The organism is Parachitinimonas caeni (assembly GCF_030129945.1).
GTDB lineage: Bacteria > Pseudomonadota > Gammaproteobacteria > Burkholderiales > Chitinimonadaceae > Parachitinimonas > Parachitinimonas caeni.
Window position 1 is genome coordinate 1 of record NZ_JARRAF010000150.1, and the last position, 706, is coordinate 706.

Below are 706 nucleotides of genomic sequence, written 5' to 3' on the forward strand. Positions count from 1 at the left end.
TCAGCTTCTTGGGCACAATCGCCCAGCACTTCGCGCAGCGTTGCGATGGCTTGAGTTGGCGCGTGTTGGCCAGATGCACCCGAGTACCAGCTTCTTCCGCTTTGTAACCAAGCATCTGATGCGCCATGCCTAGCCCCACCGAGAGAATTTCCCGGTTGAGGCCGGCTTTCTGTTTAACCCTTCGGCCAGGTGCTTCTTGCGTGCCTCGGGCCGATCTGCTCATGTTCTTGGGCTGCAACTCTTCCGTCGCAATTAGCGAACACTGGCCGACCAGAGATGAGGTGGTCTTGTGCAGGAAGTCGCGGCGGGCATTGCCGATGCGCTCATGCAGCCGGGCTAGTTGCTGGCTCAGTCGGGTATAGCGCGCCGAGCCTTTGCGCTTCTTGGCTCTCTGCCTTTGCAGATGTGCCAGCTTTGGCAGCTCCCGCTTTACCCAGCGCGGATTGGTAATGGTCTGCCCGTCATCGAAGGTTGCCCAGTCGTTGACACCAAAGTCCACGCCGCGTTGCTGGGTGTCTTTGCGCGGGCGGGCGCATGCTTCTTCCGGCACGCGCAGCGTAATCGACGCGAACCATTTGCCATTTTTTCGGGTGATCGTTAAGTCATTCGTCTTAACGCCTTCGCCAAAGCGATGCTGCCCGCGAGCACGCAGCATCAGTGCACCTTTGCCACTACCGATGCGCAGGGTGCCCCCCCGTTTCCCGGT

Annotated in this window: 1 protein-coding gene; it reads right to left on the bottom strand. The window is 59.8% G+C overall.

The window, feature by feature from the left end; genetic code table 11:
* Window positions 1-706 (bottom strand): RNA-guided endonuclease InsQ/TnpB family protein (locus PZA18_RS24055; RefSeq protein ID WP_284103425.1); only part of this gene is annotated, 706 nt, incomplete at both ends.